Below are 8,176 nucleotides of genomic sequence, written 5' to 3' on the forward strand. Positions count from 1 at the left end.
GCAACTCGATGCGCGGAGACACCGGCGGGATCTTCTCGTTCAGAATCGCCCGGTACTTCGACCTCTCGATCGCCGCACATCAGTCTCCTCTGGCACGAGGACCTATGTGGCGCCCCGGAGCGGGAGACGAAGGATCGCCGCCACTGCATCCGGATCGGTTTCGGGAGGCGGCAATTCGGCGGCCCGTGTCCTTCAGCTCGCTCCCGTTCAGGAGGGGGCGAGCGAGTACCCGGGGCGCTCCAAGAAGAATTGCCCGGCGCTGATGTAGGTCATGAGGCTAGGATCGGATCGGAACACGGCTGAATGGACGCCGTACAGGAGCCCGCTTGTTGATACCACGGGGCACCCCGAGTCTCCGCCCAGGAGGCCGGTGCCTGATGTTGTCGCGCCATGTTCGCCCGCGTATTTGACCTGCTCCGTCGTGAGCTCGTGCGCCGTCCATAGGCAGCTCAGCCCGGTCGTAGCGCCGGAGGTGCAGACGTCGGTGTCCCCACTGGGGGCGCCGTCTCCAAAGCCCGTGACGGGTACGGTGCTGATGCTTCTTGTCCGCAGGCTGGCCAGCAACACCCTCCCGACGGCGCGTGGATCATAGGAGGTGATGACGATGCACGAGATCCCCGTGGACCGCGAACTGCAGTGCGGAATGCGACGCACGTTGGGCGCGACCTCGATCATTCCTAGGTCGCTGATCTGTGAGGTCCATACGACCTTGCCCAGGTACTGCCCTCCGACGCTCACATCCGTGCCGACGGGACCACAGTGCTTCGCGGTCACGACGTAGCGGGTGGCCCGACTCGCAGCGCTGAGGTTGGCTAGGAATCCGTCCTTCTTGACGACGAAGCCAGCTGTGCAGTAGCCGCCGCGCATCTGGAGCGCCGTGCCACCGACGACCGGGTACTGGGTCCTCTCATAGTCAACTGCAGATGCCGGCGTGGCCGACGCGACGAGCGCGGCGGTAACGAGTACGACGGCAGCTCTGTGACGCCAGGTGCGGAAAGGTCGGCGGCGAGCGTACCCGCGAAGGGCAACACTGATGGATGAGACAAACGTGGGGGACATGACCGTGAATCTACTGATGCCGCGCTCGATGCCCGTGCTCACGGTACACAGGCAGGCCGTGCACGGGCGATGCCCGGACACGTTTGACTTGTACGCCTCACGGCTGCGGCGGGATCGGCGGCCTCGCTCCTTGGCGAACTTGCGCGGAGGCGTGACGGCAGCGCATTGCACGCTGCGCCGCGACGTTCGCGGGATCGTGGCTTGGTCATCGCGTCTCCCGCATCCGTTGGCTTGCGGGACGTCCCGTGAGCGGACGGAGCTCGCCGCGGAGACCCGCAGCCGCGAGTGTCCCGCAACCATGGCCCGCAAGGTGCTGCTGTCCCATGCGGGCGATTCGAGGAAGCGAGGTGTCCTCCCTCCTTGGCGATGTGTCGTGTGGCATGCGTCCTGCCGTGGTCAGTCCCTCCTTCCGCGAAGCTGGCTGCCAGCTGCTGAGCAGCATTCAGGGGTTGTCAGGAAGACGGGGCCAGGCCGGCACGTCGCTGGAGACTTGTGTGGGGAGTCCACCCTGGCTCGCGGTGGGCGCTTCACGCGCGACGCAGGACAGGAGGGCACACTGCTGTGTCGTGGGGGATGAGCTCGCCGATGTAGTCGAGCTCGCAATCAGCGCAGACGATGCGAAACTCGGGATCCCAGCCGAGAACGCGACCCTGCATGAGAACGTCCCGCATCTCGACGCAAGTACGTGTACTCGACCTGATGGCGTGATCTGCAAATGCCCGATACCCGATCGCCCGGGCCGCGCCCCCAAGGCGATTTCGGAGTCGAAGCTCCTGGTCGACCTGCTTCGTGAACCGATCAACCTCGGAGCGCTTCAGATCATCCTCGCGATGCTCCCGATCAATCTCGGAGCGGACGGTGTCCTGTCGGCTGGCCCAGGAGCGAAGCGTTGTGTCGTCGCTATAGCAATACAGCACGCCAGGTGTGAAGTAGAGGCGCACCCCGCCTTTCATTCGTGGGTTATCGACCTCGACGAGGGGAGTGACTAGGTGTAGTTCCCAGTGAGGTTGTGAACGCGGTCGGTGAGCGCGAGCCCGCTGAGTGTGGTTTGGACCGGTGGTGGTTGTATTCGAGCAGCCGGCGGTTGCGGGCTCGATCCCCGGACGGCCGACGGCTAGCCCGCCGCCTCCGCGCGCAGTAGGTCCTCGAGCGCCGCGCACGCGTCGACGCGCGTCGCCTCGATGTGGCGGAGCGCGATATCCGCCGCCCGCTCGCCCTCGCGGCGCTCGACCATCGCGAGCAGCTCGCGGTGGTCCGCGAGGGAGTCGGGCCGTCGCGCGCTCGCGGCGGGCAGGTAGTGGAAGCGCACGCGCTTCGACATCGACTCGCCGACGGACGCCAGCGTGCTGTTGTGCGCCGCGGCCGCGAGGGCCACGTGGAAGTCGTAGTTGAGGCGCGCGAGGTCAGCCGGATCCGCGGCGCGTTCCTGCAGGCGGATCACCCGCTCGAGCTCGCGGAGGTCGTCGGCCGTGCGGCGCCCCGCGGCGAGCTCGACGGCCCGCGGCTCCACCAGTGCGCGCGCCTCGAAGAGGTCCACCAGCTCGGACAGCACGCGCGGCCGCACCGACATGCCCTCGTGCGCGCGGTGCACCACCCAGCCGTCGGCCTCGAGCGCCCGCAGCGCCTCGCGCACGGGGATGTGGCTCGTGCCCATCCGCTGGGCGACCTCGTCGGCCTTCACGCGGGATCCGGGGGCGATGATGCCGCCGAGGATCTCCTCCTCGAGCAGCACCCGCACGCGCTCCGCGGCGCCGAGACGGGCGGGGACGAGCGCGGGGGAGGGCATGCCCCGATTATAGGATCCGCGATCCGGCGGTCACCCAGGTGCGTTTCACATCCCGGAAACACCGCAGAAACGCACGTGAGCGACGCCGATGTTCCTATAGGACGCAGCCGGATCCCCCGCCGGCGTCACCCGATCCCAGGAGATCCCATGTCGCATCCCGCCGCCCCGCCGGTCGCGCGCCACACCGCCCCCGCCGATCCGGATCCCGCCGACCGCCCCGCCTTCTCGGAGTACGAGTCGGAGCCCGTCCCGCCGCACGCCCGCCGCCGCACCTCCTCGGTCGCCGCCGTGTGGCTGGGCTTCCCGATGATCCTCACGTGCGCGGTCTTCGGCGGCCTGGTCGTCCACTCGCTCGGCTTCTGGCCGGGCATGGGCGCCATCGCGGTCGGCACCCTCGTCCTCATGGTCTATGTCGGGGCGCTCAGCTACCTGGCCGGGCGCAGCGGCGAGAGCTTCGCGCTCATGGCCATGCGCACGTTCGGGGCGAAGGGGTACGTCGTGCCGGCGGGCTTCCTCGCCACGGTGGTCATCGGCTGGTTCGCGTTCCAGACCGGGCTCACCGGATCCACCCTCCACGGCAGCCTCGGCTGGGACCAGACGGGCACCACGCTCGTGGCGGGCCTCCTCTTCGTCGCGGTCACGCTGCTCGGCATCCGCGCGCTCTCCTGGATCGGCGTGGTCGCCGCTCCCCTCTACCTCGTGCTCGGCGCGGTCGCCGTCGTCATCGTCGCGACCAGGTCGGGCGGCGCGGAGCTGCAGACGGCGCCCGCGGCGGGAGCCGGCGCGCTGAGCTTCGGCGCGGCCGTGACCCTCGTCGTGGCGCTGTTCGCCGACTCGGGCACCATGACCGCCGACTTCACGCGCTGGGCGCGCTCGGGCCGGCAGGCCGTGCTCGCGACCCTCGCCGCGTTCCCGTTCGGCAACGCCGTCGCGCTCGTGGTCGGCGGCCTCGTCGTCGCGCTGGGCGGCGCGACCGACCCGGGCACCGCGGGCGGCGACTTCCTCGGGATCCTCGTCGCGCAGGGCGGTGCCCTCGTGCCGCTCGCCGTGCTGTTCGTGGTGGTGAACCTCGGATCCGTGTGCGCCCACTGCCTCTACAACGGCGCCGTCGGCTGGAGCCAGCTCACCGGGATGCGCATGCGCCGCACCACGCTCGTGCTCGGCGCGGTGGGCGTCGTCCTCGCGGTCGCCGGCATCTGGTCGTACTTCGAGACGTGGCTGAACCTGCTGGGCGTGATCGTGCCGCCCATCGGCGCCGTGCTCATCGTCGACCAGCTGCTGCTCGCACCGCGACGCGCGGCGGCCGGATCCGTCGGCGCGCGCGGCGCCTGGCGCGCCCCCGCCTTCGTCGGCTGGGCGGTCGGCGCCGTCGTCGCGCTCGTGGCCCACGCGTACGCCGACTTCCTCTCGACGGCGGTCGTCGGCATGGTCGTCGGCGCGGTCGTGCTCGTCGCCGTGGACGCCGCGGGACGCGTGCGCGCCCCGCTCGGCGCGGCCGTCGAGGCGGGGGAGGCCCGCTCGTGAGCGCGGTCACCGTGCCCGCGCCCGTCGCCGGCACCACGGCCGTCGCGGCGGATCCCTACGCCTGGCCCTACGACGGCGCCGTCGACGTCGCCCGCACCGCCGTGGTCTGCATCGACTGGCAGGTCGACTTCTGCGGCGTCGGCGGCTACGTCGACCGCATGGGCTACGACCTCGCGCTCACCCGCGCGGGCCTCGCGCCCACCGCCCGGCTGCTCGAGCGGGTGCGCGAGCTCGGCATGTCCGTGATTCACACCCGCGAGGGCCACCGCCCCGACCTCTCCGACCTGCCCGCGAACAAGCGGTGGCGGTCGGAGCGCGCGGGCGCCGAGATCGGCAGCGTCGGCCCGTGCGGGCGGATCCTCGTGCGCGGCGAGCCCGGCTGGGAGATCGTCCCCGAGGTGGCCCCGCTCCCGGGCGAGCCCGTGATCGACAAGCCGGGCAAGGGCGCCTTCTACGCGACCGACCTCGACCTGCTGCTGCGCTCGCGCGGCATCGACCGGCTGATCCTCACGGGCATCACGACCGATGTGTGCGTCTCCACGACCATGCGCGAGGCCAACGACCGCGGCTACGAGTGCCTCGTGCTGTCGGACTGCACGGGCGCCACGGATCCGGCGAACCACGAGGCGGCGCTCCGGATGGTCACGATGCAGGGCGGCGTGTTCGGCGCCGTCGCCACGTCGGACGCCGTGCTCGCCGCCCTCGCTCAGGCGGTGCCGCTCTCCTGACGCGCGGGCGCCGCCGCCCGTCGGCCGACCGTGCGCGCGCCGAGGGCCGTGCGCACCGGCCGCGTCGCGGGGCGCCGGGCGCGGGCGATCCCGGCCTGCGGGATCCCGTCGGCCTCCGCGGCACCCAGCCGCACCAGCTGCACCACGGCGACGACCAGGAGCGCGACCTCCGCGAGATCGCGCAGGGTGATCACGGCGACCATCGCGGGCACCGCGGAGGTGAGCAGCAGGTACCCGTACGGGTAGACGACCTGCGTGAGCGCCGCGACCACCAGGCCGAGGCGCGCGACGAGGGCCGTGCCGCGGGCGCGGCGGTCGTGCACGAGCATCACGACGATCGGCACCGCGAACCACGAGACGTACTGCGGCGACCCCACCTTGTTGGTGACGATCAGCGCCGCCACGAGCGCGAGCGACAGCGGCCCCACGAGGGCGGTGGGCCGGGCGCCGCGGCGGGCGGCGCGGATCCCGAGCAGGGTCACCGCGAGGACCGCCACGATCATCACGGGCGTCATGGCCTCCGCGACCGCGTCGACGCCCGGCCCGGCGACCTGGAACGTGATGATGCGCGGGTCGTCGTAGATCCGGTACCTGTCGTCGCCGAGCGCGATCCGCCAGAGGCGGTACAGCGCGGCGCTCGACTCCACTTGCAGGCCGCGCCCTGCCTGCTGCCCGACGAAGCCGAGCAGGTTCGCACCGCTGCCGAGGGCGAGGGATCCCGCCGCGACGACGGCCGTGGTGACCAGCGCGGTCGCCCCGATCGACGTGCGCGCGGCGCCGCGGCGGACGATCAGCGCCGCGACGAGCAGCGCCGCCGGCCACACCTTCACCCACGCGCCGACGGTGAGGAGCGCGGACGCGAGGGCCGGCCGGGTCGCGAGCACGAGCAGGCCCGCGAGCGCGAGGGAGACGGTGACGGCGTCGATGCGGCCGAGCGCGATCGGCCCGAGCGCCACGAGGAAGCCCAGCCACCACGCGGCGGGGGAGAGGCCGCGACCCCGGCGGGCGCACAGCAGCAGCGCGAAGACGGCGGCGTCGAGGAGCGTGACCAGCGCGAGCCACACCGTGCCGAAGAACGCGGTGCCGCCCGCGAGCGACACGATCATGGGCGCGGCCGCGAGGATCGGGTACACTCAGGGCACGTCGATGCCGACCCAGCCGGCTCCCGCGACGCCCTCCCGCATCCAGATCCGGTAGATGCCCGTCACGTCGCCGAGCGCGGAGGTCCGGCCGATGAGGTTCAGCGTGATGAGCCAGAGGTGGCAGAGCGCGAACGCCAGCCACAGGCGCTGGATGCGCTCGCGGGAGGGGCCGCCGACGCGGGTCGCGGCGTCGGCGGTGGTCGCGCCGCGTCCGCTCGGGGCGCCGGGGGCGTGCATGTCGGGTGGATCTCCTGGGCTCGGGATGCGCGACGCGGCCGGTGCGGCCGGGCGGCGTGCGTCCGGGGGGGGCGGGCGACGGCGGTCGCCCGCGGCGCCGTCGCCGCAGCGCGATGCTAGGCCACCCGCGCGTCGCGGAGCCGTGAGCGGCCGGACGCCCCCCGTCAGTCGGTGCCGCGGAGCCGCGCGACCGTGTGCATCACGTGGTAGATCACGATGGCGGCGATGGTCCCGAGCGCGATGCCGTTGAAGGAGACCGTGCCGAGCGTGAAGGTGAACGGCGCGATCGCGACGATGAGCGCTGTCGCGGCCGTGAGCTGGTTGACGGGCTTGGAGAAGTCCACCTTGTTGTCCAGCCAGATCTTCACCCCGATGATCCCGATGAGGCCGTAGAGCGCGGTCGTCACGCCGCCGAGCACGCCCGCCGGGATCGTGTTGATGACCGCGCCGACCTTGGGCGAGAGCCCGAGCAGCACGGCGAACGCGCCGGCCACCCAGTACGCGGCGGTCGAGTAGACGCGGGTGGCGGCCATCACGCCGATGTTCTCGCCGTAGGTCGTGGTGCCGGATCCGCCGCCGAGGCCCGCGAGCACGGTCGCGAGGCCGTCGGCCAGGAGCGCGCGGCCGGTGAGCTTGTTGACCGAGCCATCGGTCATCTGCGCGACGCCGCGGATGTGCCCCACGTTCTCCGCGACCAGCACGAGCACGACGGGCAGGAACGCCGGCAGCAACGCCCAGAACTGCGGTGTGATCTCGGGCGCGTGGAACTCGGGCAGCCCGATCCACGCGGCGGCCTCGAGCTTGGAGTAGTCGATTTCCTGCCGGATCGCGGCCACGACGTACCCGACGACCACGCCGAGCACGATGGAGAGCCGGCCGAGGATCCCGCGGAACAGCACGGTCGAGAGGATCACCGCGGCGAGCGTGATGGTCGCCGTCACGGGCGCGAGGACGAAGTTGTCGCGCGCAGCCGAGGCCAGGTTGAAGCCGATGAGCGCGACGATCGCGCCGGCCACCACGGGCGGCAGCAGCGCGTCGATCCAGCCGGTGCCCGTGAGCTGCACGATGCCGCCGATGACCGCGAGCATCACGCCGACCGCCACGATGCCGGCGAGCGCCGCGCCGATCCCGCCGCCGCCCGCGGCCGTCGCCGCGTTGGCCGCGGTGATCGGCGCGATGAACGCGAACGACGAGCCGAGGTAGCTGGGCAGCCGGTTCTTGGTGATGAGGAGGAAGAGGAGCGTCCCGATCCCGGAGAAGAACAGGGTCGTCGTCGGCGGGAAGCCGGTGAGGGCGGGCACGAGGAAGGTCGCGCCGAACATGGCGACGACGTGCTGCATCCCGAGGCCGATGGTGCGCGGCCAGGTGAGGCGCTCGCCGGGGCCGACGACCGCGGAGGTCTCCACCGTCCGTCCGTCGCCGTGGAGGGTCCAGATCTGTCGGGCCATGATCGCCTGCTTCCGCGCGGGTGTGTGGGGAGACGCCCCGATCCGCGAGCGTAGCGATGCCGTGTTGCGGTGGCGTTTCGCGGGAGCGGATCCCGGTGCCGGATCCGGCGACGTCGCTCCCGGCGGCGCCCCGGCCGTCGCGCCTAGGTGTACTCGGCCGTGACGTTGGTGACACTTCGGGGCGTGTGAAGAGGCCTCCTGGCTTGATGGAGCTGTCTAGTTCAACCATCGCCAGGAGGCCTCGATGTCCCA

Annotated in this window: 8 protein-coding genes; 3 read left to right on the top strand and 5 right to left on the bottom strand. The window is 71.8% G+C overall.

Annotated elements, in window-relative coordinates:
• Positions 1-207: 207 nt before the first annotated feature.
• The gene (locus HDR73_RS10530; RefSeq protein WP_133064095.1) at positions 208-1,101 is read right to left on the bottom strand and encodes a chymotrypsin family serine protease; all 894 of its coding nucleotides are present in this window, start codon (positions 1,099-1,101) and stop codon (positions 208-210) included.
• 524 nt (positions 1,102-1,625) lie between these two features.
• On the opposite strand from HDR73_RS10530, the gene HDR73_RS10535 reads away from it, so the two are divergent.
• A complete protein-coding gene (locus HDR73_RS10535; RefSeq protein ID WP_133064096.1) occupies positions 1,626-2,048 on the top strand; it encodes a hypothetical protein in 423 nt (140 codons plus the stop codon).
• A 125-nt stretch (positions 2,049-2,173) separates the two neighbouring features.
• Here HDR73_RS10535 and HDR73_RS10540 read toward each other — a convergent pair whose 3' ends face one another.
• Positions 2,174-2,845 (bottom strand): GntR family transcriptional regulator, encoded by a 672-nt coding sequence (locus HDR73_RS10540; protein WP_012300212.1) that lies wholly within the window; start codon positions 2,843-2,845, stop codon positions 2,174-2,176.
• A 147-nt stretch (positions 2,846-2,992) separates the two neighbouring features.
• On the opposite strand from HDR73_RS10540, the gene HDR73_RS10545 reads away from it, so the two are divergent.
• Positions 2,993-4,369: a cytosine permease gene (locus HDR73_RS10545; RefSeq protein ID WP_012300213.1), complete on the top strand. Its 1,377-nt coding sequence runs from the start codon at positions 2,993-2,995 to the stop codon at positions 4,367-4,369.
• Positions 4,366-5,097, top strand: a complete 732-nt coding sequence (biuH, locus tag HDR73_RS10550; protein WP_012300214.1) for a biuret amidohydrolase — start codon at positions 4,366-4,368, stop codon at positions 5,095-5,097. Before HDR73_RS10545 ends, biuH begins: the two co-directional genes overlap by 4 nt.
• On the opposite strand, the gene HDR73_RS10555 is transcribed toward biuH, so the two are convergent.
• The 3 genes from HDR73_RS10555 to HDR73_RS10565 all read right to left on the bottom strand — a co-directional run bounded on the left by HDR73_RS10555 (position 5,076) and on the right by HDR73_RS10565 (position 7,924).
• The gene (locus HDR73_RS10555) at positions 5,076-6,230 is read right to left on the bottom strand and encodes a glycosyltransferase 87 family protein (RefSeq protein WP_223842672.1); all 1,155 of its coding nucleotides are present in this window, start codon (positions 6,228-6,230) and stop codon (positions 5,076-5,078) included. The genes biuH and HDR73_RS10555 overlap by 22 nt on opposite strands.
• Positions 6,231-6,476: a hypothetical protein gene (locus tag HDR73_RS10560; protein WP_223842673.1), complete on the bottom strand. Its 246-nt coding sequence runs from the start codon at positions 6,474-6,476 to the stop codon at positions 6,231-6,233.
• A gap of 164 nt (positions 6,477-6,640) precedes the next feature.
• On the bottom strand, positions 6,641-7,924 hold the full coding sequence (locus HDR73_RS10565) for a uracil-xanthine permease family protein (RefSeq protein WP_041464764.1): 1,284 nt from the start codon (positions 7,922-7,924) through the stop codon (positions 6,641-6,643).
• Positions 7,925-8,176: the final 252 nt, after the last annotated feature.

Source organism: Clavibacter sp., assembly GCF_014802555.1.
GTDB lineage: Bacteria > Actinomycetota > Actinomycetes > Actinomycetales > Microbacteriaceae > Clavibacter > Clavibacter sepedonicus.

Coding starts and splice junctions, on each gene's coding strand:
- HDR73_RS10540 (WP_012300212.1), bottom strand. CDS start 2,845: ATGCCCTCCCCCGCGCTCGTCCCCGCCCGTCTCGGCGCCGCGGAGCGC.
- HDR73_RS10545 (WP_012300213.1), top strand. CDS start 2,993: ATGTCGCATCCCGCCGCCCCGCCGGTCGCGCGCCACACCGCCCCCGCC.
- HDR73_RS10565 (WP_041464764.1), bottom strand. CDS start 7,924: ATGGCCCGACAGATCTGGACCCTCCACGGCGACGGACGGACGGTGGAG.
- HDR73_RS10560 (WP_223842673.1), bottom strand. CDS start 6,476: ATGCACGCCCCCGGCGCCCCGAGCGGACGCGGCGCGACCACCGCCGAC.